Annotated in this window: 28 protein-coding genes and 1 other RNA gene; 18 read left to right on the top strand and 11 right to left on the bottom strand. The window is 51.7% G+C overall.

Annotated elements, in window-relative coordinates:
* Positions 1-61 precede the first annotated feature (61 nt).
* The 4 genes from hupB to fadM all read left to right on the top strand — a co-directional run bounded on the left by hupB (position 62) and on the right by fadM (position 3,521).
* Positions 62-352 (top strand): nucleoid-associated protein HU-beta, encoded by a 291-nt coding sequence (hupB, locus tag NNO08_RS00535; RefSeq protein WP_219352570.1) that lies wholly within the window; start codon positions 62-64, stop codon positions 350-352.
* A 267-nt stretch (positions 353-619) separates the two neighbouring features.
* On the top strand, positions 620-2,494 hold the full coding sequence (ppiD, locus tag NNO08_RS00530; protein ID WP_271455954.1) for a peptidylprolyl isomerase: 1,875 nt from the start codon (positions 620-622) through the stop codon (positions 2,492-2,494).
* Between the two features lie 147 nt (positions 2,495-2,641).
* Positions 2,642-3,016: a helix-hairpin-helix domain-containing protein gene (locus tag NNO08_RS00525; RefSeq protein ID WP_271441617.1), complete on the top strand. Its 375-nt coding sequence runs from the start codon at positions 2,642-2,644 to the stop codon at positions 3,014-3,016.
* Positions 3,017-3,122: 106 nt separating this feature from the next.
* Positions 3,123-3,521: a long-chain acyl-CoA thioesterase FadM gene (fadM, locus tag NNO08_RS00520; protein ID WP_271441616.1), complete on the top strand. Its 399-nt coding sequence runs from the start codon at positions 3,123-3,125 to the stop codon at positions 3,519-3,521.
* 103 nt (positions 3,522-3,624) lie between these two features.
* Here the strand turns inward: fadM and queC are convergent, their stop codons facing one another.
* Together queC and NNO08_RS00510 are read right to left on the bottom strand one after the other, a co-directional pair.
* Positions 3,625-4,320 carry a 7-cyano-7-deazaguanine synthase QueC gene (gene queC / locus NNO08_RS00515; RefSeq protein WP_271449483.1) on the bottom strand — a complete coding sequence of 232 codons (696 nt, stop codon included), beginning with the start codon at positions 4,318-4,320 and terminating at the stop codon, positions 3,625-3,627.
* 65 nt (positions 4,321-4,385) lie between these two features.
* Positions 4,386-6,086, bottom strand: a complete 1,701-nt coding sequence (locus NNO08_RS00510; RefSeq protein WP_271455953.1) for an SgrR family transcriptional regulator — start codon at positions 6,084-6,086, stop codon at positions 4,386-4,388.
* A gap of 143 nt (positions 6,087-6,229) precedes the next feature.
* On the opposite strand from NNO08_RS00510, the gene cof reads away from it, so the two are divergent.
* Positions 6,230-7,048: an HMP-PP phosphatase gene (gene cof, locus NNO08_RS00505; RefSeq protein ID WP_271454020.1), complete on the top strand. Its 819-nt coding sequence runs from the start codon at positions 6,230-6,232 to the stop codon at positions 7,046-7,048.
* Positions 7,049-7,099: 51 nt separating this feature from the next.
* Here the strand turns inward: cof and NNO08_RS00500 are convergent, their stop codons facing one another.
* Positions 7,100-8,155 (bottom strand): PLP-dependent cysteine synthase family protein, encoded by a 1,056-nt coding sequence (locus NNO08_RS00500; protein ID WP_271441612.1) that lies wholly within the window; start codon positions 8,153-8,155, stop codon positions 7,100-7,102.
* 112 nt (positions 8,156-8,267) lie between these two features.
* Here NNO08_RS00500 and decR point away from each other — a divergent pair, with 112 nt between their 5' ends.
* The 5 genes from decR (at position 8,268) to amtB (ending at position 14,227) form a co-directional block, all read left to right on the top strand.
* Positions 8,268-8,726: a DNA-binding transcriptional regulator DecR gene (gene decR, locus NNO08_RS00495; protein WP_005125175.1), complete on the top strand. Its 459-nt coding sequence runs from the start codon at positions 8,268-8,270 to the stop codon at positions 8,724-8,726.
* 44 nt (positions 8,727-8,770) lie between these two features.
* The gene (locus NNO08_RS00490; protein ID WP_271455952.1) at positions 8,771-10,543 is read left to right on the top strand and encodes a SmdA family multidrug ABC transporter permease/ATP-binding protein; all 1,773 of its coding nucleotides are present in this window, start codon (positions 8,771-8,773) and stop codon (positions 10,541-10,543) included.
* Positions 10,536-12,314 (top strand): SmdB family multidrug efflux ABC transporter permease/ATP-binding protein, encoded by a 1,779-nt coding sequence (locus NNO08_RS00485; RefSeq protein ID WP_271455951.1) that lies wholly within the window; start codon positions 10,536-10,538, stop codon positions 12,312-12,314. The genes NNO08_RS00490 and NNO08_RS00485 overlap by 8 nt, the downstream gene beginning before the upstream one ends.
* Positions 12,315-12,570: 256 nt before the next feature.
* Complete coding sequence (gene glnK, locus NNO08_RS00480) at positions 12,571-12,909, top strand: P-II family nitrogen regulator (RefSeq protein WP_003021657.1); 339 nt, start codon at positions 12,571-12,573, stop codon at positions 12,907-12,909.
* Between the two features lie 31 nt (positions 12,910-12,940).
* The gene (amtB, locus tag NNO08_RS00475; protein ID WP_271441609.1) at positions 12,941-14,227 is read left to right on the top strand and encodes an ammonium transporter AmtB; all 1,287 of its coding nucleotides are present in this window, start codon (positions 12,941-12,943) and stop codon (positions 14,225-14,227) included.
* A gap of 73 nt (positions 14,228-14,300) precedes the next feature.
* Here the strand turns inward: amtB and tesB are convergent, their stop codons facing one another.
* The gene (gene tesB, locus NNO08_RS00470) at positions 14,301-15,161 is read right to left on the bottom strand and encodes an acyl-CoA thioesterase II (protein ID WP_271441608.1); all 861 of its coding nucleotides are present in this window, start codon (positions 15,159-15,161) and stop codon (positions 14,301-14,303) included.
* A gap of 212 nt (positions 15,162-15,373) precedes the next feature.
* Between tesB and NNO08_RS00465 the strand changes: the two genes are divergently transcribed.
* Positions 15,374-15,943: a YbaY family lipoprotein gene (locus tag NNO08_RS00465; protein ID WP_137384617.1), complete on the top strand. Its 570-nt coding sequence runs from the start codon at positions 15,374-15,376 to the stop codon at positions 15,941-15,943.
* 31 nt (positions 15,944-15,974) lie between these two features.
* On the opposite strand, the gene NNO08_RS00460 is transcribed toward NNO08_RS00465, so the two are convergent.
* On the bottom strand, positions 15,975-16,286 hold the full coding sequence (locus NNO08_RS00460; protein ID WP_137384616.1) for an MGMT family protein: 312 nt from the start codon (positions 16,284-16,286) through the stop codon (positions 15,975-15,977).
* Positions 16,287-16,448: 162 nt separating this feature from the next.
* Here NNO08_RS00460 and ffs point away from each other — a divergent pair.
* From ffs to NNO08_RS00445, 3 genes are all read left to right on the top strand, one after another.
* Positions 16,449-16,545, top strand: an RNA gene (gene ffs / locus NNO08_RS00455) — signal recognition particle sRNA small type.
* A gap of 196 nt (positions 16,546-16,741) precedes the next feature.
* On the top strand, positions 16,742-16,993 hold the full coding sequence (locus NNO08_RS00450) for a hypothetical protein (RefSeq protein ID WP_048212417.1): 252 nt from the start codon (positions 16,742-16,744) through the stop codon (positions 16,991-16,993).
* Entirely contained in the window at positions 16,990-17,208 is a 219-nt protein-coding gene (locus tag NNO08_RS00445) for a hypothetical protein (protein WP_271441606.1), read from the top strand. Before NNO08_RS00450 ends, NNO08_RS00445 begins: the two co-directional genes overlap by 4 nt.
* Before the next feature lie 47 nt (positions 17,209-17,255).
* On the opposite strand, the gene yczR is transcribed toward NNO08_RS00445, so the two are convergent.
* Positions 17,256-18,683, bottom strand: a complete 1,428-nt coding sequence (yczR, locus tag NNO08_RS00440; RefSeq protein ID WP_271455950.1) for a MocR-like transcription factor YczR — start codon at positions 18,681-18,683, stop codon at positions 17,256-17,258.
* A gap of 86 nt (positions 18,684-18,769) precedes the next feature.
* Here yczR and yczE point away from each other — a divergent pair, with 86 nt between their 5' ends.
* Together yczE and NNO08_RS00430 are read left to right on the top strand one after the other, a co-directional pair.
* Positions 18,770-19,381, top strand: coding sequence for a membrane protein YczE (yczE, locus tag NNO08_RS00435; protein ID WP_271449476.1), 612 nt, complete (start codon positions 18,770-18,772; stop codon positions 19,379-19,381).
* An 82-nt stretch (positions 19,382-19,463) separates the two neighbouring features.
* Positions 19,464-19,817 (top strand): DUF1428 domain-containing protein, encoded by a 354-nt coding sequence (locus NNO08_RS00430; protein WP_061067436.1) that lies wholly within the window; start codon positions 19,464-19,466, stop codon positions 19,815-19,817.
* A 54-nt stretch (positions 19,818-19,871) separates the two neighbouring features.
* Here NNO08_RS00430 and NNO08_RS00425 read toward each other — a convergent pair whose 3' ends face one another.
* Positions 19,872-21,425, bottom strand: coding sequence for an EAL domain-containing protein (locus tag NNO08_RS00425; protein WP_271455949.1), 1,554 nt, complete (start codon positions 21,423-21,425; stop codon positions 19,872-19,874).
* 188 nt (positions 21,426-21,613) lie between these two features.
* Here NNO08_RS00425 and NNO08_RS00420 point away from each other — a divergent pair, with 188 nt between their 5' ends.
* Positions 21,614-21,874, top strand: a complete 261-nt coding sequence (locus NNO08_RS00420; protein WP_005125189.1) for a type B 50S ribosomal protein L31 — start codon at positions 21,614-21,616, stop codon at positions 21,872-21,874.
* Between the two features lies 1 nt (position 21,875).
* On the top strand, positions 21,876-22,016 hold the full coding sequence (gene ykgO, locus NNO08_RS00415; protein ID WP_005125190.1) for a type B 50S ribosomal protein L36: 141 nt from the start codon (positions 21,876-21,878) through the stop codon (positions 22,014-22,016).
* 77 nt (positions 22,017-22,093) lie between these two features.
* On the opposite strand, the gene NNO08_RS00410 is transcribed toward ykgO, so the two are convergent.
* From NNO08_RS00410 to tomB, 4 genes are all read right to left on the bottom strand, one after another.
* Positions 22,094-22,564 (bottom strand): YlaC family protein, encoded by a 471-nt coding sequence (locus NNO08_RS00410; protein WP_271455948.1) that lies wholly within the window; start codon positions 22,562-22,564, stop codon positions 22,094-22,096.
* A gap of 116 nt (positions 22,565-22,680) precedes the next feature.
* On the bottom strand, positions 22,681-23,232 hold the full coding sequence (gene maa / locus NNO08_RS00405; RefSeq protein WP_271441601.1) for a maltose O-acetyltransferase: 552 nt from the start codon (positions 23,230-23,232) through the stop codon (positions 22,681-22,683).
* A gap of 188 nt (positions 23,233-23,420) precedes the next feature.
* Positions 23,421-23,639: an HHA domain-containing protein gene (locus tag NNO08_RS00400; RefSeq protein WP_002892050.1), complete on the bottom strand. Its 219-nt coding sequence runs from the start codon at positions 23,637-23,639 to the stop codon at positions 23,421-23,423.
* 27 nt (positions 23,640-23,666) lie between these two features.
* Positions 23,667-24,041: an Hha toxicity modulator TomB gene (gene tomB, locus NNO08_RS00395; protein WP_003021733.1), complete on the bottom strand. Its 375-nt coding sequence runs from the start codon at positions 24,039-24,041 to the stop codon at positions 23,667-23,669.
* Between the last annotated feature and the right edge of the window lie 69 nt (positions 24,042-24,110).

The raw sequence follows: 24,110 nt of genomic DNA, 5'->3' as shown, positions 1-24,110 counted from the left end.
GGCAGGCCTGATATAACTGCTGCGCGGTCGCACTTTGAAGGATTCAGGTGCGATATATATTATAAAGAGGAAGAGAAGAGTGAATAAATCTCAACTGATCGACAAAATTGCTGCAGGGGCTGATATCTCTAAAGCTGCGGCTGGACGTGCGTTAGATGCAATTATTGCTTCTGTTACCGAATCCCTGAAAGAAGGTGATGACGTAGCACTGGTAGGTTTTGGTACTTTTGCCGTTAAAGAGCGTGCTGCCCGTACTGGTCGCAACCCGCAAACAGGTAAAGAGATCACCATCGCCGCGGCTAAAGTACCGGGCTTCCGTGCAGGTAAAGCACTGAAAGACGCGGTAAACTAAGTGATTTCCCCTTTGGGGATGTGACTAAGTACAAGGGCGCATCAACCGATGTGCCTTTTTTATTTCTGATTCCGGTACTTTCTACGCGTTGTGGGCTGACAATTGCCCCAGTTTCTTGTCACAATAGGCCTTTGTGCGCAGCGTTCAGGAAACGCTATGCTGCGTGAAGCATATATACTCAAAATCCTTGCCGCCGTCGTTGTAACTAACGCGGAGGCGGCCTGAAGGATACGCGTATAGTCATCTACAGCGGAGTGTGGTTACACCATGATGGACAGCTTACGCACGGCTGCTAACAGTCTCGTGCTCAAGATTATTTTCGGTATCATTATCGTGTCGTTCATTTTGACCGGCGTGAGTGGTTACCTGATTGGCGGGGGCAATAACTACGCCGCTAAAGTGAATGGCCAGGAGATCAGCCGCGGGCAGTTCGAGAATGCGTTCAACAGCGAACGTAACCGCATGCAGCAACAGCTGGGCGATCAATATTCTGAGCTGGCGGCGAACGAAGGTTATATGAAAACGCTGCGTCAGCAGGTGCTGAATCGTCTTGTGGACGAAGCGCTGCTGGATCAGTATTCCCGTGAGCTTAAGCTCAACATTAGCGACGATCAGATTAAGCAGGCTATTTTCGCCACCCCGGCTTTCCAGGTTGACGGAAAATTTGATAACAACCGCTACAATGCGATTGTGAATCAGATGGGAATGACTGCAGATCAGTATGCTCAGGCATTGCGTAACCAGCTCACCACGCAACAGTTGATCAACGGTGTTGCCGGGACCGACTTCATGCTGAAGGGTGAAACGGACGAACTGGCTGCACTGGTTGCACAGCAACGTATCGTACGTGAAGCGACGATTGATGTTAATGCTCTTGCCGCGAAGCAGTCGGTTACCGACGAAGAAGTGGCCAGTTACTACGAGCAGAATAAAAATCGCTTTATGACGCCGGAACAGTTCCGTGTGAGCTATATCAAGCTGGATGCTGCAGCAATGCAGGAAACCGCCAGCGATGCTGATATTCAGTCTTACTATGACCAGCATCAGGATCAGTTCACTCAGCCGCAGCGTAATCGCTACAGCATCATCCAGACCAAAACAGAAGATGAAGCAAAAGCGGTGCTTGATGCGCTGAACAAAGGGGGTGATTTTGCGACCCTGGCGAAAGAAAAATCTGCCGATATCATTTCTGCCCGTAACGGCGGTGATATGGGTTGGCTGGAAGACGCCACCACCCCAGATGAACTGAAAAATGCCGGTCTGAAAGAAAAAGGCCAACTGTCAGGCGTGATTAAGTCTTCTGTTGGTTTCCTCGTTGCGCGCCTTGATGATGTGCAACCTGCGCAGGTTAAACCGCTGAGTGAAGCCCGTGACGACATTGCAGCGAAAGTTAAGCAGGAAAAAGCGCTGGATGCCTACTATGCGTTGCAGCAGAAAGTGAGTGATGCTGCCAGCAATGATAACGAATCTCTGGCGGGTGCGGAGCAGGCAGCAGGGATGAAAGCGGTTGAAACGGGCTGGTTTAGCCGTGACAGCTTGCCGGAAGAACTGAATTTCAAACCTGTTGCTGACATCATTTTCAATGGTGGTCTGATAGGCGAGAACGGTACGCCGGGCAGCAACTCAGACATCATCACCGTGGATGGCGATCGTGCGTTTGTGCTGCGTATTAGCGAACACAAAGCAGAAGCAGTTAAGCCGTTAGCGGAAGTGAAAGAGCAGGTTACCGCGCTCGTTAAGCACAATAAAGCTGAGCAGCAGGCGAAACTGGATGCAGATAAACTGCTGGCCGATCTGAAAGCTGGTAAAGGCGATGAAGCGCTGAAAGCGGCGGGTCTGAGCTTTGGCGAAGCGAAAACGCTGAGCCGTACGGGTCAGGATCCGCTGAGTCAGGCGGCCTTTGGCCTGAGCCTGCCTGCGAAAGACAAGCCGAGCTACGGTGTTGCGAACGACATGCAGGGTAACGTTGTACTGTTGGCGCTGGACGAAGTAAAAGCAGGCTCTATGCCAGAAGCACAGAAAAAAGCGATGGTTCAGGGGATTACTCAGAACAACGCTCAGATTGTCTTCGAAGCACTGATGAGCAACCTGCGTAAAGCGGCAAAAATTAAAGTCGGTGACGCGCTGGAACAGCAGCAATAACCGAGGCTTCTCGCAAATAATTGCAAAAAGTTGTATATACCAAAGGCCGCTTTCGCGGCCTTTTCCATTTCTGAAAATTGCCATTTGTCTGCCGTTTATCCCCCCGCTATCGTGGCTCCACTGTTAACCAACAAGGAGCAAAACAGTATGAAACATGGAATTAAAGCCCTGCTTATTACCTTTTCATTGACCTGTGCCGGTATGGTGCAAACTGCACTTGCAGCGGAACCTGTCGCCAAAAGTCAGGCGGTTCAGACCAAAGCGGATGCCTCAGGAAGCACACACAGCAAAGCCACGCCAGCGACAAAGCCGAGTGATGATGAAGGTACCAGGGTAAGCATCAACAGCGCCTCAGCGGAGGATTTAGCGCGAGTGATGAATGGGGTTGGATTGAAGAAAGCACAGGCCATTGTCAGCTATCGTGAGGAGTACGGACCATTTAAAACGGTCGATGATTTAAAGCAGGTACCGGGGATGGGAAGTTCGCTGGTGGAACGTAATCTGGCATTTTTAACACTTTAATAACTTGCAGAGCGTTGAAAGTTTGCCAGACTGTAGAGGTCATACCAGTTATGACCTCTTTACCCTGAAGTCTGTTCCTATAAAAACAACGTAAGGTTTCTGCGCTATGCAAACACAAATCAAAGTTCGTGGTTTTCATCTTGATGTCTATCAGCACGTTAACAATGCCCGCTATCTTGAGTTTCTGGAAGAAGCCCGCTGGGATGGCCTGGAAAACAGTGACAGTTTTCAATGGATGACTGCACACCACATTGCGTTTGTGGTTGTTAACATCAATATCAACTACCGCCGTCCTGCCGTGCTGAGCGATCTGTTGACCATAACCAGTCAGGTACAACAGCTAAATGGCAAAAGCGGCGTATTAAACCAGACCATCACACTGGAGCCAGAAGGGCAGGTAGTGGCTGATGCGTTGATTACTTTCGTCTGTATTGATTTGAAAACGCAGAAAGCGCTGCCGTTGGAAGGAGAGTTACGCGAGAAACTGGAACAAATGGTGAAGTAACGGAAAGTTGCCTGATGGCGCTTCGCTTATCAGGCCTACAAAACGAGAAGTAGATGTAGGCCGGATAAGGTGCATGCACCGCCATCCGGCACAACTCAGCAGATTACTGTAACCCGGTTTTCTGCTTCATCGCCGCCATCACCGCCGGCTTATCCGCCAGATAATGGTTCAGACCGTTGGCACGCAGATTACAGGCAGCACAATGGCCGCAACCGTTGCCCTTGATCCCGTTATAGCAGGTCAGCGTCTCTTCACGCACCAGGTCTAACTTGCCCCAATAGTCGGCTAACGCCCAGGTTTCGGCTTTATCAATCCACATCAACGGGGTTTCGAAACGGATGTCTTTTGCCATTCCCAGGCTCACGGCATGATTCAGGGCTTTGACAAACTCGTCACGACAGTCCGGATAACCAGAGAAATCGGTCTCGCAAACGCCGGTAATGACCGCCTCTGCCTGTACCTGGTAAGCGTAAATTGCCGCCAGTGTTAAGAACAGAATGTTACGTCCAGGCACAAAAGTATTCGGGATCCCGTCCGCGTCCGGTTCATAATCGGGTACCGGGATATTGTCGCGGGTCAGGCTGCTGACAGCCAGTTCGCTGAGCAGCGTCACGTCGAGAACTTTGTGTGCACGGGCGCCGAGTTTTAAGGCCAGATCACGTGCGACGTCAATTTCAGCGCGATGGCGCTGACCATAATCAAAGGTCACGCAGTGCACTTCATCATACTGATGTAGCGCTTGCACCAGACAGGTCGTGGAGTCCTGGCCTCCACTAAATACAACAACGGCACGTTTCATGGCTTTTCCTGACAAATAACGAAAGCGCTTATGGTAGCGTCTGGGCGTGCCGCCGACCAGCTTCTTCACGCTGAAGGGGGCGGTAACCAGGCCTCGGTGAACTCAAACCAGCCACGCGGATTCAAACGTACGCCATTTACGCCCGGCGGAGCGCTAATTCGATAGTGATAATTGAACAGCGGCGTCAGGGTAGCGTCATGCATCAGCGTGGCGAAAACCTGCTGTAAAGCCGCATGACGATCGCCCTCATCGGCCTGAATTTGCAAAGCATCCAGCGTGGTTTGCAGATGAGTATATGCGGATGCATTCAGAACATGTGACCATAGCTGATCGCAACGTAACCACTGTTCGAGGGTATACTCGGGGGCTTCGCCAATCAGCCTGTCTCCCATCATCAGATCGGCCTGGGCTAAAGGATGATCGCCATCCCAGTTTTTAGCATTATGAAAAATAAGCGTTAATTCACAACCCAGTTTTGCCAGCGCCTGGCGCAGCTGTTCCGCCATCGTATGCAGTTCGACCGGTAAGTGGTAGGCCAGCGTCAGTTTTTCCGGCAACGCCACCTCGTCCAGCGCATCCCATTGTGGGATCGTCCATCCTGGCAGCAGGGCATTGCTGGGGGTAATGAGGTTTTCATCCACCTCCAGCGTCTGTAGCAGCGAAGAGCGGTGGATAATATTGACCAGTCGACGGGCTTGCTGTGTATTCAGTCGCACACTTTTTCTGAGTGTGAGATAGCAAAAACCGAGGCTGATTCCGCTACTCACTTGGCTTAGCATGGGCAGTTCCTCTGGTTTACCAATCGCAATTTGCACCGGGTGGCGGCAGCTGGTGCCCAGATCCTGGGAAAAGAGTTGCGGGGTTATCCAGTATTCAATAGCTTTCAGCAGCGGATGGCCAAGATGGTAGTTATCGTGGCTCTCGATGCGAACCAGTTCTGGTGTAAACAGCGTCAGTCGGAATGGGCCAGTCCCGACAAAGGGCTGTTCTGGGTGAGCGAGATGGCTACTGTAACTTGCCAGACGGTGTGCCAGCCAAAAGTCAGGACGATGCAAAATAAAAGTCAGACATTGAGGGTGCGTCACCTCTATGCGTTTAACGCTGATAAACAATCTGGCCAGTGCGGGCAGTTCAAGCAACATCAACAGCCGTTGGTGTAACTGAGCACTGTTGACAACATCACCGTTATGCCAGTGCAGTGTTGAGCGAATATAGAAATCCCAACGCAGCCCGTCGGCAGAGATATTCCAGTGGTGGGCTAAATCGCCGCAGGGGCGTTGCGTGTGACTGTCAAAACGTGTCAGGCCAGAGAACACCTGCCCGGCAAGATGCTGTTCTGCACGACCGGGCAGGAATCCAGGATGCAAAGGTTCGAGCTGGCGATAATAGGGGATACGCAGGGTTGGCGTATCATTTTGCCATTGTCCGCCCATAAATGGCTGCAGCAGGGTTCTTAATTCCCCGGGGGCCAGTTGAGCCAGTTCCAGTACGCTGAGCTGTTCACCCTTTTGCAGTGCCTGCTCCATCATCGTGTTGCGCAGAGAGTCCGGAGTGACCAAAAAACGTAATGTTCCGCGTTTCCCGCGTCCGGACTGAGCTTGCCATACCAGCCAACCGGCATCCTGCGCTTGCCTGAGCAGGGTACGGACATGGCGCTCGCTGCAAAAGCAGCGTTCAGCCAGTTCCCCGACGGTGACTGACTGCGGCTCTCCGTTTGAAGGTTGCCACAGACGTTGGTACTGATTCAGACGATTAAGCAAACGCATTGATACATCATCCTTCAAGATGCCCACTAGCGGTTTTACGTAGAAAAAACCGGAACAATTTTCTTTATCTATTCACTATTACTTCCGTATATCTCAGGAGATACTGAATCACAAGTTAACCGCGTCACAGTGTGGAGAAAGAAATGGCTCGTCTGGCTGCATTTGATATGGATGGCACCCTTTTGATGCCGAATCACCATTTAGGTGATGAAACCCTTTCGACGCTGGCACGCCTGCGTGAACGAGATATCACTCTGACGTTTGCGACCGGTCGTCATGTGCTGGAGATGCGTCATATTTTGGGCTCGATCTCGCTGGACGCCTTTTTAATCACCGGTAACGGGACGCGTATTCACTCGCTGGAAGGTGATGTATTGCATCGTCAGGATCTGGCTCCCTCGGTTGCCGATATCGTATTGCACCAGCGGTGGGAAACGCAGGCCAGCATGCATGTTTTTAATGACAACGGCTGGTTCACCGGGCAAGAGATTCCGTCACTGTTGCAAGCGCATGTGTACAGCGGATTTCGTTACCAGATAGTGGATGTGAAGCGTATTCCTGCCCATCAGGTCACAAAAATCTGCTTCTGTGGCGATCATGACGATTTGGTCCGTCTGCGTATTCAGTTGAATGACGCGCTGGGCGAGCAGGCGAATCTCTGTTTTTCTGCGGTTGATTGCCTCGAAGTACTGCCGCTGGGCTGTAACAAAGGCTCCGCACTGGCAGTGCTGAGCGAGCACTTGGGGTATTCCATGGCTGACTGCATGGCGTTTGGCGATGCCATGAACGATCGTGAAATGTTGGGCCGCGTTGGGCGTGGTCTGATTATGGGGAACGCGATGCCGCAGCTTATTGCTGCGCTGCCTCATTTATCGGTGATTGGGCATTGCCGCAATCAGGCTGTATCACACTTTTTGACGCATTGGCTGGACAATCCGCATCTACCTTATTCCCCCGAATGAGAGATCCCTTCCAGCAAGCCAGACCTTAGCGTCTGGCTTTTTTTTGACCGATTAATGGGTGTTCAGCAGGCGGGCAAGTTCAGCTTTCGATGGCGTTAAATCACCAATATGCGCCTCGACCCATTGCGGGTTGTAATAGGTTTCCAGATAGCGTTCTCCGCTGTCACACAGCAACGTAACCAGCGACCCCGTTTCTCCTGCGTCGCGCATACGGGCGGCAAGTTGTAACGCTCCCCACATGTTGGTTCCGGTTGAGGCGCCCACTTTACGGCCCAGCTGCGTTTCCAGCCAGTGTGCGGTGGCAACGCTTGCCGCATCCGGAACGCGCAACATTTCATCAACCACATCAGGAATGAAAGAAGGCTCTACGCGTGGGCGGCCAATGCCTTCAATTTTGCTGCCGACCGGACTGCGTAACGACGCATCGCGATCCTGCCAGTAAGGCAGAAAGACCGAGTTTTCCGGGTCAACGACCATCAGGTGTGTGTCGTAACCCTGGCAGCGAATATAACGGCCAATGGTTGCGGAGGTACCGCCGGTTCCTGCGCTCATCACGATATGGCGAGGCACGGGGTTTGGCTCACACTGCATCTGGCGGAAGATACTGTCGGCAATATTGTTGTTACCACGCCAGTCAGTAGCGCGTTCAGCGTAGGTGAACTGGTCCATATAATGTCCGTTCAGTTCATGTGCCAGCTGTTCAGACGCTGCATAGATTTCACAGGCGCTTTCCACGAAGTGGCAGCGACCGCCATAAAATTCAATCTGTTCAATTTTGCGTTTTGCCGTACAGGAAGGCATAACGGCAATAAATGGCAGTCCAAGCAGACGGGCGAAATAGGCCTCAGAGACCGCTGTTGAACCCGAAGACGATTCGATAATCGTGGTGCCTTCTTTAATCCAGCCATTACACAGTCCGTAGAGAAACAGTGAACGTGCCAGGCGATGTTTCAGGCTACCGGTTGGATGTGTGCTCTCATCTTTCAAATAGAGCTGAATACCCGGAAACGCCGGAAGCGACAGGCGAATGAGATGCGTATCGGCAGAACGCTGGTAATCCGCATTGATTTCATTGATGGCGTTTTTAACCCAGGAGCTATTCATCATTAATATCCATTTGTCATTTTGTGCCCAGAATAGCGAAAAGCACGGAAAAAATTGTTGCCATTTAGCCTTTAAAATAGAATGTAAGGAGAAAATTCTTCTCTGTGGAGTGGATATGTTAGACAAAATTGACCGTAAGCTGCTTGGCCTACTACAACAAGACTGCACCCTTTCTTTGCAGGCGTTAGCCGATGCCGTTAATCTGACAACCACCCCCTGCTGGAAACGCCTCAAGCGGCTTGAGGATGACGGCATTCTGCTGGGCAAGGTTGCCCTTCTGGATCCAGAAAAACTGGGGCTGGGCTTAACCGCGTTTGTGCTGATTAAAACCCAGCATCACAGCAGCGAGTGGTACTGCCGCTTTGTCACCGAAGTGACCGGGATGCCAGAGGTACTGGGTTTCTGGCGAATGGCTGGAGAGTACGACTACCTGATGCGGGTGCAGGTTGCTGATATGAAACGCTATGATGATTTCTATAAGCGTCTGGTGAATAGCGTACCGGGCCTGTCTGATGTTACCTCCAGTTTTGCGATGGAACAGATTAAATACACGACTGCTCTACCTATTGAATAACTCTCCCGGTGGTCATTGCCGGAAATCTTGTCAGGACATAACGCGTGCGATTATTTGCTCAATTAAGCTGGTACTTCCGCCGGGAGTGGCGTCGCTACCTCGGGGCTGTAGCCTTGCTTATCATCATCGCTATTCTTCAGCTTATCCCGCCAAAAGTGGTCGGTATCATCGTGGACGGCGTAACGACACAGCGCTTCACAACCGAGCGACTGCTGATGTGGGTCGGCACAATTGCCCTGATTGCGGTGGTGGTCTATTTGTTGCGCTATGTCTGGCGCGTACTGTTGTTTGGCGCATCCTACCAACTGGCAGTTGAACTACGCGAAGACTATTACCGCCAGTTGAGCCGCCAGCATCCCGAATTTTATCTGCGTCATCGCACAGGCGATCTGATGGCGCGTGCAACTAACGATGTTGATCGGGTGGTGTTTGCGGCTGGCGAAGGTGTATTGACGCTGGTGGACTCACTGGTCATGGGGTGCGCGGTGTTGATCGTGATGTCTACGCAAATCAGTTGGGAGCTGACGCTGATCGCGTTACTCCCAATGCCGGTGATGGCGATAATGATCAAGCGTTACGGCGATCGACTGCATAATCGCTTTAAGGTTGCGCAAGCAGCGTTCTCCAGCCTGAACGATCGTACTCAGGAAAGTCTTACCAGTATCCGCATGATTAAGGCTTTTGGTCTGGAAGACCGACAGTCGGCGCTATTTGCCGAAGATGCTAAAGATACCGGCAAGAAAAACTTGCGGGTCGCCCGCATTGACGCCCGTTTTGACCCCACGATTTATATCGCCATAGGTATGGCTAACCTGCTGGCTATCTCCGGGGGAAGTTGGATGGTGGTGCATGGTTCTCTGACCCTTGGTCAGTTAACCAGCTTTATGATGTATCTCGGTCTGATGATTTGGCCGATGCTGGCACTGGCATGGATGTTTAATATTGTTGAGCGAGGCAGCGCCGCATATAGCCGTATTCGCGCGATGCTGGCTGAAGCCCCCGTGGTGGATGATGGGACAGAACCCGTACCAGAAGGACGTGGTGAGTTAGCGGTGGCCATTCGCGAATTTCGCTATCCACAGACGGCTCATCCGGTGCTGGAGAATGTGAATTTCCAGCTTAAGCCGGGGCAGATGCTGGGCATTTGTGGCCCAACTGGGGCTGGGAAAAGCACCGTACTGTCGCTGCTCCAGCGCCACTTCGATATCACTCAAGGGGATGTGCGTTTTCATGATATTCCGTTAACGCGCTTGCAGCTTGATAGCTGGCGTAGCCGCCTGGCCGTGGTCAGCCAGACACCTTTCTTGTTCTCGGATACGGTCGCTAACAACATAGCGCTTGGACGCCCGCAGGCCACACAGGATGAAATTGAACATGTTGCACGTCTGGCCAGCGTGCATGAGGATATTTTACGTCTTCCTCAGGGGTACGACACTGAAGTGGGTGAACGCGGCGTGATGCTGTCCGGTGGACAAAAACAGCGTATTTCTATCGCTCGTGCGCTGCTGCTGAATGCTGAAATCCTGATTCTTGATGATGCGTTATCGGCGGTGGATGGTCGTACTGAACATCAAATCCTGCATAACCTGCGCCAGTGGGGAGAAGGCAGAACCGTGATAATCAGCGCTCACCGTTTATCTGCGCTGACAGAAGCTAATGAAATTATCGTGATGCAGCACGGACATATTGCTCAGCGTGGCGAACACGATGCGCTGGTGCAACAACCTGGCTGGTATCGTGATATGTACCGTTATCAGCAACTGGAAGCGGCATTGTCTGATGCGCCGGCTATCGATGAGGAGGCGGCTAATGCGTAGTTTTGGACAATTATGGCCGACCCTGAAAAGGCTGCTGGCGTACGGCTCGCCGTGGCGAAAGCAGCTGTCTATCGCTGTTGTCATGCTGTGGGTAGCGGCAGCGGCGGAAGTTAGTGGTCCGCTGCTCATCAGTTATTTTATCGACAACATGGTGGCGAAAAACAATCTGCCGCTGGCGATGGTGTCTGGACTGGTGGCGGCCTATGTCGGTCTGCAACTGTTGGCGGCGGGCCTGCATTACGCGCAGTCATTACTCTTTAACCAGGCGGCCGTTGGTGTGGTGCAGCAGTTACGTACCGATGTGATGGATGCCGCGCTGCGTCAGCCGCTCAGTGCTTTTGATACTCAGCCTGTCGGGCAGCTTATCTCCCGGGTGACCAATGACACCGAAGTGATTCGCGACCTGTACGTGACGGTAGTCGCGACGGTACTGCGCAGTGCCGCCTTAATCGGTGCCATGCTGGTAGCGATGTTCAGCCTTGAGTGGCGGATGGCGCTGGTTGCGATGGCCATATTCCCGGCTGTGCTGGTGGTGATGGTGATTTATCAGCGCTATAGCACTCCTATTGTGCGTCGCGTTCGCGCCTATCTGGCAGATATTAATGATGGCTTTAACGAAGTTATTAATGGCATGAGCGTGATCCAGCAGTTCCGTCAGCAGGCGCGTTTTGGTGAACGAATGGGCGAAGCCAGCCGTTCGCACTATATGGCGCGCATGCAAACGCTGCGATTGGATGGCTTTTTGTTGCGCCCGTTGCTCAGCTTGTTTTCGGCCCTGATCCTCTGCGGTTTGCTGACACTGTTTAGCTTTACGTCCGGCACGTCCATTGAGGTTGGGGTGCTGTATGCGTTTATCAGCTATCTGGGGCGTTTGAACGAGCCGTTGATCGAGCTGACGACCCAGCAATCAATGCTGCAACAGGCGGTGGTAGCGGGTGAACGTGTATTTGAACTGATGGATGGCCCACGCCAGCGTTATGGTGAGGATATCCACCCCCTGAAAAGCGGAGACATTGAGGTGGATAACGTTTCATTTGCCTATCGCGACAACAATCTGGTGCTGCAAAACATCAGTTTGTCCGTGCCTTCTCGTCGTTTTGTTGCGTTGGTTGGGCATACCGGTAGCGGCAAAAGTACGCTGGCCAGCCTGCTGATGGGGTACTACCCGTTGACGCAGGGTGAAATCCGTCTGGACGGTCGACCGCTGTCTTCATTGAGCCACAGTGTGTTACGCCAGGGCGTTGCGATGGTGCAGCAAGATCCGGTGGTGATGGCGGATACCTTCCTGGCCAACGTCACGCTGGGCCGCGATATCTCAGAAGAGCGGGTGTGGCAGGCGCTGGAGACGGTTCAACTGGCGGAGCTGGCGCGCGGGCTGAGTGACGGTATTCATACCCGACTGGGCGAGCAGGGCAATAATTTATCAGTCGGGCAGAAACAGCTGCTGGCGCTGGCGCGTGTGCTGGTCGAAACGCCGCAGGTGCTGATTTTGGACGAAGCGACGGCCAGCATTGACTCCGGTACTGAACAGGCTATTCAGCAGGCGTTGGCAGCAGTGCGTAAGCACACCACGCTGGTGGTGATTGCGCATCGGTTATCCACCATTGTCGATGCCGACACTATTCTGGTACTGCACCGGGGGCAGGCCGTTGAGCGCGGCACGCACCAGCAACTGCTTGCCGCACAGGGCCGCTACTGGCAAATGTATCAACTGCAGTTGGCGGGCGAAGAGTTGGCGGCTAGCGTAAACGAAGATTCGGCAATCGCCTGATGGCGCTGCGTTTATCAGACCTACAGCCAGTGTGGTTTCGTAGGCCTGATGACGCGTTTTCGCCGCCATCCTGCAATCAACAATCTGGTGCAAAAATGTAACGCACTATGCACCGTTATAGTGCGTTTTTTCTTTTTCTATCCTCGCCGTACCCCGTGCGGCTGAATCATCCCGCGTTTTTCATTCCTGGCACACCCCTTGCAATGTTCAGTATGTGTATCTGCAGCCACTACTGAATTCTGACTGGAGGGGATCTATGAAGCTGGTTACCGTGGTAATCAAACCGTTCAAACTGGAAGACGTCCGTGAAGCATTGTCGTCTATTGGTATTCAGGGGCTGACCGTCACCGAAGTGAAGGGGTTTGGCCGACAAAAAGGTCATGCTGAGTTGTACCGGGGAGCGGAATACAGCGTCAACTTCTTACCCAAAGTGAAGATTGATGTGGCAATTGCTGATGACCAACTGGATGGCGTAATTGATGTCATCAGTAAGGCCGCCTACACCGGAAAAATTGGCGACGGCAAAATTTTCGTCGCCGAGCTACAACGCGTGATTCGTATTCGTACCGGCGAAGCCGACGAAGCCGCACTGTAACGTCTGGCACACAGTGATAGGAAACCAAAAGATGAAGATAGCAACGATGAAAACGGGTATTGCATCACTGGCGCTGCTGCCGGGACTGGCGATGGCGGCACCGGCGGTCGCGGATAAAGCCGATAACGCTTTTATGATGATTTGCACTGCGCTGGTGCTGTTTATGACTATTCCTGGCATTGCGTTGTTCTACGGCGGTTTAATTCGCGGTAAGAACGTGCTGTCAATGCTGACCCAGGTTACGGTGACATTCGCTCTGGTCTGTATTTTGTGGGTCGTTTATGGCTACTCGCTGACTTTCGGCGAAGGAAATAATTTTTTTGGTAACTTCAACTGGGTCATGCTGAAGAATATTGCACTGACGGCGGTGACGGGGAGTATCTATCAGTATATTCACGTTGCTTTTCAGGGGTCTTTCGCCTGTATCACTGTTGGGCTTATCGTCGGTGCGTTGGCGGAGCGCATACGGTTCTCTGCGGTGCTGATTTTTGTGGTGGTGTGGCTGACGTTGTCCTACATCCCTATTGCACACATGGTCTGGGGCGGTGGTTTGCTGGCTACTCACGGTGCGCTGGATTTTGCAGGCGGCACGGTAGTGCATATCAACGCCGCGATTGCCGGTCTGGTTGGGGCTTATCTGATTGGTAAACGGGTCGGTTTTGGCAAAGAAGCGTTTAAGCCGCATAACCTGCCAATGGTTTTTACCGGCACGGCTATTCTCTATATCGGCTGGTTTGGCTTTAACGCGGGCTCCGCGGGGATGGCGAATGAAATTGCCGCGCTGGCCTTCGTGAATACCGTTGTTGCAACCGCGGCCGCTATTCTCGGCTGGATCTTCGGTGAATGGGCGCTGCGTGGCAAACCATCATTGCTGGGAGCCTGTTCTGGCGCCATTGCGGGTCTGGTTGGTGTGACGCCTGCCTGTGGTTATATCGGTGTTGGTGGGGCGTTGATCATCGGCGTGGTTGCCGGTTTGGCAGGGCTGTGGGGAGTGACGATGCTGAAGCGCTTTCTGCGCGTTGATGACCCGTGTGATGTCTTCGGTGTTCACGGTGTCTGTGGGATTGTCGGATGTATCCTGACTGGCGTATTCGCCGCCAGCTCTTTAGGCGGAGTGGGCTTTGCCGAAGGTGTTACCATGGGGCATCAGCTTCTTGTGCAGTTGGAAAGTGTGGCGATCACCATTGTCTGGTCCGGTGTCGTGGCATTTATCGGCTATAAATTGGCGGACATGACGGTAGGTCTGCGCGTACCGGAAGAGCAGGAGCGCGAAGGGTTGGATGTGAACAGCCACGGCGAAAACGCCTACAACGCCTGATGTTTCAATTTCTCGGATAGTGCTAAACGCTTTTCCGGCCTACAACAATTTACCCTGTAGGCCGGAAAAAAAATCAATTACGATTACGCATTACCCCTTCCTGCACGGTAGAGGCGACCAGCACGCCATCCTGCGTATAGAACTCCCCGCGTACAAATCCCCGGGCACCGGAGGCCGATGTACTTTCTACGTTGTACAACAACCACTCATTGATATTAAAAGGACGATGGAACCACATAGAATGGTCGATCGTAGCGATCTGAATTCCTTTTTCCAGAAAACCAATGCCATACGGCTGTAAAGCAACGGGCAAGAAGTTCAGATCAGAGGCGTAACCGAGCAGATACTGATGTACACGAAGATCGTCCTGCAGCGTGCCGTTAGCGCGGATCCATACCTGGCGAGTCGGGTTGGCAACGTGACCTTTTAACGGATTATGAAATTCCACCGGACGGACTTCCAGCGGGCGGTCGTTGATAAATTTTTCTTTCAATAGCGGTGGCAGCAGGTGAGCTACTGAACGGGCGATCTCAGTTTCTGATTTAAGCTCTTCAGGACCAGGCGCATCCGGCATCTCTTTTTGATGCTCAAACCCATCTTCTGGTGCCTGGAAAGAGGCGGTCATATAAAAAATGGGTTTCCCATTCTGGATCGCGGCAACGCGGCGGGCACTGAAGCTGTTACCATCGCGCAGTACCTCGACATCATAGATGATGGGCTTTTGGCTGTCGCCCGGCCGTAAAAAGTAGCTGTGGAAGGAATGCACCAGACGTTCTTCCGGCACGGTCTCTTTCGCGGCGTACAACGCCTGACCGACAACCTGTCCACCAAAAACCTGACGTAACCCTAAGTCTTCACTTTGGCCCCGAAAGAGTCCTTCTTCAATTTTTTCCAGATTTAACAATGTCAGCAAATTTTTCAGTGCCAGACTCATACGTGCTCTCCAGGTAATAGCGATCTCGCAGCGAGGTAGGCAGAGTATAACGCAATTTTGAAAGTGGTCCGATGGGTGCAATTGTCTGAATTACAGGCCTATTACAAGCAGAAATTGCTAATTTGTGCCACACTTAGTCATGTTATGTTTTTGTTAACCACTCTTCTGGCGAGGAAAGTTCTCGCTGGTGCATAGATGAGAAGGAGAATTTAATGAAACTCGTGCACATGGTAAGTGGTTTAGCGGTTGCGGTCGCTCTGGCGGCCTGTGCTGGTAAAAGTGCAGATATTCAAACACCTGCGCCAAGTCCTAATACGTCAATTGCTGACACACAGTCAAAAATTCAACAGCCGAATGTGTCTGGTACGGTATGGATCCGCCAGAAAGTTGCTTTACCGCCGGATGCCGTGCTGACCGTTACACTGTCAGATGCATCGCTTGCCGATGCACCGTCAAAAGTGCTGTCGCAAAAAGTTGTACGTACCGAGGGCAAACAAGCACCATTCAGCTTCGTGCTCCCGTTTAATCCGGCAGATATTCAGCCAAACGCGCGTATTCTGCTGAGTGCGGCGATTACGGTGAATGATAAGCTGGTCTTTATTACTGATACCGTCCAGACGGTGATTAATCAGGGGGGGACTAAAGCCGACCTGACCCTGGTCCCGGTCCAGCAGACGGCCGTTCCTGTACAGGCGAGCGGTGGTGCCGCGACAACGGTACCGTCAACATCACCCACGCAGGTGAATCCGTCTTCCGCAGTTCCTGCTCCGACACAGTACTAAGGGCATACTAACCCTCTCCGTCCGGAGGGGGTTAGTACACCCAGCGATAGCGCTGTAAATCGATTTGTCCACTCCCTGAAACCACAATACCTTCCGCCAGCAATGCCTGGCGTTGTCGTTGCAGGTCAGGACCTGTCAGTGAAATCATTCCGTGACGATTAACCACTCGATACCAGGGCAGGGTGCTACCTTCAGGCAGTCGCTTGAGTACACCGCCCACCTGGCGTGCAGCGCGCGGTGAGCCAGCGAGCCTGGCGACATCGCCATAGGTGGTGACGAATCCTTCGGGGATTGAGGCAACGATTTGCCAGACGCGTTGAGGGAAAGAGTCTTGTATATCCATCGTTTATTCCTGCGCTAATCCTCCAGCATAATCCCGAATGACGAGGTAGTGAAGCTTCATTGCACAAGAAAACAGCATCCGATGCGGGATGGGTTGCAATTACAGGGTGCAGCAGTGATAATGCGCCTGCGCGTTGGTTAACAACGCTCTCAATGGGGGCTCTGTTGGTTCTCCCGCAACGCTACTCTGTTCACCAGGTCAGGTCCGGAAGGAAGCAGCCAGGGCAGATGACGTGTGTGCCGGGATGTAGCTGGCAGGGCCCCCACCCAATTCCGCCGTCCGGCAATCTCAATTCTTCTCATCTTCTTTTCTTTGTCATCGTATTGTCATTTTATTGTCATCAAATGCTGTCAATGTGTTTCGGGGATGTTATTTGATGCTTTTGCCGTCGCCATCGCGCAGAGATATGACTCTTGCGGCCGGTGGACTTTGGCTGACCACAAGGACTTTTTACGATGTCGACCGCAGTATTGAATGTCAAAATTGATGAGGCGCTAAAAGAAAAGCTGCGTCATTACGCTGAAGTGAATAATGAGAACCTAAGTATCTCGACGGAAAAATTGCTGCTTATCGCGTTTTCCGCCATTGAAGAGGCGGGAGTCTCCGCTGACGATATTGATAGCCAGCATACGGAAGAATCCGTGGTTGAAGCACTGACTCCTAAAGAAATCAAAGCGCTGCGCAGATTACTGAAGAAGAAAAAATGAAACAACAACCGCTCTCAACCGCCTGTAATTATGGCGAAGCCTGTGAATTGCTTCGTTCCGGTTATGTGAAACATGTTCGTCTGAGCTGGAATGTCGGTAGCGATGAATTTTTCCGTATTGCTTCTGACTGGTGCGATGCCGGGGCGAAAATTAAGAAAGACGGGGAGAATTTTGTGATTTCCCTGAAAGGTTTTCCGGTTCCCCGCCAACTGTAGATATTGAGGGTTTAAGTTAGCGCATGACGAGCTTTGTGGCTCGTCGCTCATATTATTTTGCGCATTTTCCCGTGACTTGCCTGTAAACGCAGGTTGTCCCAAATGGGTTGCAATGTCCGGAAGGCCGAGCGCATTGTGTCATCGGGCAGTGCGAAGGGCATGCGTAAGAAGCGATCGAATGCGCCATCCAGGCCAAAGCGCGTCCCGGTACCCAACTGAATACCTGCACTTTCAGCGCGCGCGGCAAACAACGTCGCCAGCGTATCGGGTAATTCAACCCAGAAAGAGAGTCCCCCCTGCGGTTGAGTAAACTGCCACTCCGGGAAATGTGTCTTCATCAGGTCATGGCACCGATCGCGCCGGGTGGTGAGCAATTGCCGTCTGTCTGGAAGAAAATCGGTCGCATTGTCCAGCAACCAGCCCGTGGCAAGCTGTTCAAGTACTGGTGATCCTAAATCAAATGTGTCGCGAGTCTGTACCAGCGCGGCAATGGTACGCGATGAGGCCCGAATCCATCCCAGACGCAGACCTCCCCAAAAACTTTTCCCCGCCGATCCCAGCATGATGATGGGCGCGTCATCATGGAATGCCGCCAGCGGTGGTGGTGGCGGGGCGTCATACCACAGATTGACCATGGTTTCGTCCACCACCAGTGTCGTGCGGGTTCTGGCGGAGATATCGGCGATAGCCTGGCGTGTCGCCGCATCCATACAACGTCCGGTAGGATTGTGAAAATCAGGCATCAGGTAGGCCATTCTCGGCGCGGTTTGCGCGATAGTGGCAACAAGGCCCGATGTATCCCAACCGTGTTCGGGCAGTGACACGCCCACGGGGCGGCAGGACGCACCTTGAATGGCTGCAATGGCGAGCGGATAGGTAGGATGATCGACCAACACACGATCGCCGGGACCCGTGAGCAAACGCAGGATCAGCGCCAGGCCGCTGACTGCGCCATTCACCACCATTATTTCATCCGGCTGTGTGGGTAATCCGCGTTCGCAATAATGCCGGGCAATAGATTCGCGCAGCGTTGGTAACCCCTGGGGTAAATACCCTGAACTTAGCAAATGCTGTGGCATCGCGAGCAGGGCTTGCTGGTATGCATGATGAATTTCGGGCCCGGCGCTGAGCGCCGCTGTGGACAAATCCAGCGCGGTGCTGGTGCCGGTTCGCGTCGGAACATGGCGGATATGTTCCGGCAGGATCACGCGTGAACCACTTCCATGGCGGCTTTCCAGATACCCTTCTTCCCGCAGTTGCGCCATTGCGCTGGCAATCGTCGTGCGACTGACTTCAAGCACGGCGGCCAGTTCGCGTTCGCCGGGTAAGCGCGTATCCAGTGCCAGTCGGCCATCCAGGATCAGCAGGCGCAGTGCCTCTGCCAACTGTCGCCAGATAGGTGTACGTGAGGGGGTCTCCTGCCAGTGCCCGAGCAGGCGCTGCAGGGACTGGCTTCCATAACGGCGAGATGACATAGCAGTCCACTTTCTGAAAACTGGACATTAATCATAGTGCCAATTGCGGTGAAGATGAAAGCTATCTGAGAGGTGAGGAGAAAATTATGCTGCGTCGTTTACTTCAGCTGTATATCGGACTGGCGCTGTACGGCGTTTCGACGGCGATGTTTGTACGTGCAGATTTAGGGGCTGACCCGTGGAACGTATTTCATCTGGGCGTGGCAAATCTATTATCGATGAATATCGGCCTGGTGATCATCGCCGTGGGGGTACTGGTCCTGCTGGCATGGATACCACTGCGCCAGCGCCCCGGATTTGGCACTCTCAGCAATGTCATTATGATTGGTTTGGCTGCAGATGCCGCGCTGGCGGTGATCCCGGGATTTGAATCGCTACTGACGCGCAGTGGACTGTTGGTGGCGGCGGTTATCTTGAATGCGCTAGCGACCAGTCTGTACATCGGTGCCGGTTTTGGGGCGGGCCCACGTGACGGCTTGATGACCGGCATTCATGCGCGTACTGGTTGGTCTGTACGGACTATCCGGACCGCAATTGAGGTGTCGGTTTTGCTCAGTGGTTGGCTTCTTGGCGGAACCGTGGGTGTTGGAACGGTGCTGTATGCGTTAGCTATTGGACCGTTAATTCAGATTTGCCTGCCGTGGTTTCGTCATCAGCCGCAGTCACGTATTCGTGTTCGGAATGAGCCTACGGCGTAATCGCCTGCTGACGACTAAACTTAACCTCGACTGACGCGGCCGGAATCGGCTTGCCGCGCAGTACACTTCGGAGGTTTATCTGATGAAGTATGTTGATGGTTTTGTTGTTGCCGTTCCTGCCGAAAACAAGGAGGCATATATCGCGATGGCAGCAAAGGCTGCGCCGCTTTTCAAGGAGTTCGGTGCACTGCGCGTTGTGGAGTGTTGGGCTGATGATGTTCCCGACGGTAAGTTGACCGATTTTCGTATGGCGGTAAAAGCGCAGGATCATGAAGAAGTGGTATTCAGCTGGATTGAATACCCTTCTAAAGAAGTCCGCGATGCGGCGAATCAGAAGATGATGTCCGATCCCCGTATGAAGGAGTTTGGTGAGTCTATGCCATTTGATGGCAAGCGAATGATCTACGGTGGATTCTCGCCCATTATGGAAGAGTGACGTGACTGGCTGTGCGGCGTGCCGCCAGCCATCTCAATACACGCCAGTGCCCTGTTAGAGTCGTTTTTCCGCCCACAGAATAAATTCCGCCTTTGGCAGTGCTTTGCTGTACAGCCAGCCTTGACCATACTGTACGCCATGTTGACGGAGCCAGCTTTCCTGGTTCTCGGTCTCGATGCCTTCCGCCACCATTTCCAGCTTCAGCGTTTTGGCTATCTCGATAATATGTGGCGTGACGTTATTGTATTCCAGCGCGTCAACAAACGATTTGTCTATCTTCAGGATATCTACATCCAGATCCTGCAAATAACTCAGGCTGGAGTAGCCTGTACCAAAATCATCAATATAAATAGAGTGGCCTGCCTGACGGTATTTGGCGATAAACGGTGCACTGTTTTTCGGGTCGGCAAATTCACGCTCAGTCAGTTCCAGGGCAATTTGTGCGGGTTGTAGTTGCCAGTGGTTCACCATGCGGCTTAGCAGTGCCGGAAGTGTTTCGGACTTTAAATCGGCCGACTCAAGGTTGAGTGATATATGCTGTTGAGGATGTTGATGCAGCCATTTACCTAGATCTTCGAAGACGTTTTCAATAATCAAACGTGTGAGTGGTTCTGTCAGGCCGGTCTCTTCGGCCAGGGGGATAAAAATATCGGGTGAGAGATAGCTACCGTCAGCTTGTCGCCAACGAGCCAGTGCTTCTGCACCCACGACCTTTCCTGTTTTGAGCGAAATAATGGGCTGGTAATGGACCTTGATAGCCCGGTTCTGAATGGCGTCTTGCAATTGGTGATGGAGGGACTGCAAGCGGCGCAAAATACGCAGAATAAAGAAGGCGGTGAGCAGGCCAATAATAATCCCTGCCGGGAGCCAGATCAGCGCCTGTCGGTGCCAGGATTTTTGCAAAGGTAATGTCGACGCCCAGCTGACGATAGTGATACCTAGTTCGGGGAAAGGGCGAGAATTATAAATACTGCCCTCTTTTTGAAAATGGCTGATAGAACTGTCTTTTTGCAGTTGATGTAACACGTCCAAGGGGAGATCGGCACTACTGGCCACCACGACGTTGCTTACTGTACCCACAATGGCGACTTCGATAGGCCATGAACCAAATGGGATAACATCAATGAACGAGCCAGGGTCGATCATCACCACATAATGCTCGCTGCCGAGCGCCGCCATAAAACGCTGTATTCCGAGGTCATTTTGCGAAGTTAACCAGGCACGATAGCCATCAAGCGTAATTTTCATTGGTGGCGGAAACGCAGCAGCCTGGCTCCTTTTCTCAAGGGAGGAACATTGTGGAACATTGTCTTTGAGGTACATCACTTCCTGAATATAACGGTAGCTGTAGGACAACCGGCGCATTTCCAGCAAATGTTCCTCTGAGCAGGGCACACCCTGGAAGGCTTCTATTTTGCGTAGCGCTTTTTTTGCCTGCTCGCCAACGCGTTCCGTACGCAAAGCGACCCGGCTGGAAAATGAATCAAGCTCATCTATAAATTTCGTTTCGACCTGACGATGTGCCAGCCACAGGCTTAAACACACCGGTACGAGGATGGACAGAACCAGTATTCCCGCCACCAGGCCAATCAGATGTCGTGTTGTCACAGTGATATCCTTATTAACACAGCGTAGAGAAAGTATATCCGAAAGCTAAAAAAGCAATTCGATTGGCATCATATATTTAGGGCCACTTATCACTCCGATAAATTACCCATAGCATAAATCAGGTTGAGATCTGTACGGGAGTGGTGTATTTTGATGGATATGTTATAACGTAACAAATTGAGGTTGCCATGAAACCGGATATCCATCCTTTTTATCGCCCAGTGGTGTTTCACGATACCAGTGCCAATGAATACTTTAAGGTCGGTTCGACTATCAAAACCGAACGAGAGATTGAGTTCGAGGGACAAATGTACCCGTACGTAACGCTTGATATCTCGTCTAAGTCACATCCGTACTACACCGGTAAACAAAAAACCTTCGATAACGAAGGCAGCGCGGCTCGTTTCCAGAAACGTTTCGGCCACTTTATTGGCACTAAGCGAGGTTAAGATGCAGGTACTCAATTCACTTCGCAGCGCCAAACAACGGCACCCTGACTGCCAGATAGTCAAACGCAAAGGGCGTTTGTATGTCATCTGCAAAACGAATCCGCGGTTTAAAGCGGTACAGGGCCGTAAAAAAAGACGTTAGTCACTTTGCCAGCATTGCAGGGACTGAAGTGCGTTCCCCTCGGGGGACGCACTTTTTTTGTTTGTGACAGGGCGTGATTACTGACTGGTCTGCGCGCGGGTTAATGTGAAGACATCATAAAATGACAGTTCACCTTTCCGCGTTATCATTTTTTGCAATTGGGCTTTATGCTCACTGTCGACTTGGGGAGAACGCAGGATAGTGTCGATGAGTGAGGGCGGCACAAAGCGCGTGTTATACCATTCACCGTTATAGCAGACTCTGAAATCCAGTACGTCAATATCTTCAAAGCGGTAACGCGGCGCAACGTCAAAAAAGAAAAAGGCGTTGAGTAAGACGAACAGTACAACCAACAGCCATACCGAATCGACCAGCGTTTCTGATTGCAGCATTACCGCCAGCGTGGCAAAAAACGCAACATACATGCCGATAAATAGCCCTGGATGTTTACGAATAAAGCTGATGCTAAAGCGCGGTTTGTTGTCGCGCTTTTCGCGAATATTTAAGTCGTCGATGGTTTCGGTAAGCAGGCGTTGTATTTCTGTCATCTCTTGCCTTCGTGAAGTCTGCAATAGTCAGGAGGGATCAGCCTATTTTAAAAGGGGATACTCTCTGAGAAAAGTAACAGATTAACCACAATTTAGCATAACAGTTACATATCAGATCACAGTGTTTTGATGATCCGTGCCGGATTGCCCCCGACGACGGTGTTTGCCGGAACGCTTTTAGTCACCACTGCACCTGACGCCACAACCACGTTGTCGCCCAGAGTTACGCCCGGATTTATTACTGCGCGCCCCCCGATCCAGACATTATTCCCGATGGTTACAGGTTTCCCTAGTTCAACTCCGCTGTTGCGTTCGTTAGCGTCCAATGGATGGGTTGCCGTATAGATATGGACTCCCGGTGCCAGCATACAGTTATCACCGATGTGGATTGGGCAGACATCAAGCATGACGCAGTCGAAGTTGGCGTAAAACGCTTTGCCGAGATAAATGTTATACCCGTAGTCACAACGAAAAGAGGGCTCAATGTAAGCGTCTTCGCTTTGACCCAATAGATCGCGCAAGATAGCCTGACGTTCACTCTGCGCATCGGGTGCGGTGGCATTGTATCGGTGGATGAGTTGGCGTGCGCGGAGACGATCGTTGCGCAACGTTTCATCTGCCGGGCGATACAATTCGCCGGCGATCATCTTTTGCTTATCTTCACTCATTACGAACTTTCCTGTTTGCTGATAGGCAGTCACAGTACAGTAAAACGCAATGCAGGGAAGGGGAACGTTCCCGTTTTCTCACTGTGATCGCAATCACGTGATTTGAATTAAATAATGGTTGTTGGTACGGGAAATGGTCAGTCAGACAAACAAATGTTTCGCGATACCTGACTTAACCTCATGAGCAATTAACGAATAAATTTCCAAACAGATGTTGGGATCTTGTCGTAGAGCTTATTCATTGTCAATTCAGCAAGACGATGATCGGCGGCTGAGTAAAATACAGCCAGTTCATTGTCAGACAATTCATATTTATTTTTCTCAATAACACGTTCAAGCGTGTCAATTGTTTGACAGCGTCGTAGGCGCATCAAATAATCTGTTTTAGTTAATGGTTTATCGGACATAACTCTTACCTATGATTGTAATAATTTTTAACAAGACAAACTGACAGGATTAGCCCTGGTGGCATTGACAAAACAGCGAAATAGTCGATTACCTGACTTCCGCCATTTCTGCAGATCCTGCGTATTAATACCATAACTGCTGAACAACATAAAAGTGTCATCCAGGTATTCATCAATCTGCGCGATCAGCTTATTGTCCTCATTGTACTTAATTTTATAATTAAGTGCGAAGGTTGCAATATGCTCTATCAGTTCATTGAGCTGCAAGCTGGTTGCAGAGGTAGGGTCATTTACCCAACCATGGTTGCTTTGTTCAAGGTTTGCAAGACAGTCATGATACAGAGTTTCGCAGAGAAATTTAAGCTGCGCGATATCATGTCTTTTCGGTGAGTATTCATCCATAACGCATCCCCTTCTTAGTGGTTTAGACTAACCGAACACCTTTCGGGATGGATACAACAAACGACCTGG

This window comes from Citrobacter sp. Igbk 17 (assembly GCF_028069775.1).
Classification (GTDB): Bacteria; Pseudomonadota; Gammaproteobacteria; order Enterobacterales; family Enterobacteriaceae; genus Citrobacter.
This window is presented reverse-complemented; position numbering and strand designations above follow the sequence as displayed.